Genomic DNA, 594 nt, shown 5'->3' with positions numbered 1-594 from the left:
GTTTGGGGTCGTTAGAAGTTTGCACCCGTAGAATACTGAGTTTGCACCTGCCATAAAACACAGCGCTTGCATCTGTTCGTTCATGTTTTCGCGACCAGCAGACAAACGCACGGCCGATTGAGGCATCATGATTCGTGCGATCGCAATCAGGCGGATAAAGTCGAATGGCTCAACATCGTCCACAGTCTCCAGCGGTGTGCCCTTCACTTTTACCAGCATATTGATTGGCACGCTCTCAGGGTGTGTAGGAAGATTCGCCAATTCAACCAACAAACCTGCACGATCGTTGGCACTTTCACCCATGCCGATGATACCGCCAGAACAAATCTTCATACCTGCATCACGAACGTGAGACAGCGTATCCAAACGGTCTTGGTAAGTACGAGTGGTAATGATGTTGCCGTAGAACTCAGGCGACGTATCTAGGTTGTGGTTATAGTAATCCAGACCTGCGTTTGCCAGCTGCTTCGCCTGCTCTGGTGTTAACATACCTAACGTCATACACGTTTCCAAACCCATGTCTTTTACGCCTTTAATCATATCGGTCAAATACGGCATGTCGCGCTCTTTCGGGTTCTTCCACGCTGCGCCCAT

Annotated in this window: 1 protein-coding gene; it reads right to left on the bottom strand. The window is 49.5% G+C overall.

The window, feature by feature from the left end:
- On the bottom strand, window positions 1-594 hold a 594-nt coding region (gene bioB / locus R7Z50_RS29140; RefSeq protein ID WP_318149964.1), incomplete at both ends, for a biotin synthase BioB.

The sequence above is a fragment of the Vibrio sp. 1249-1 genome (assembly GCF_033340495.1).
This window is presented reverse-complemented; position numbering and strand designations above follow the sequence as displayed.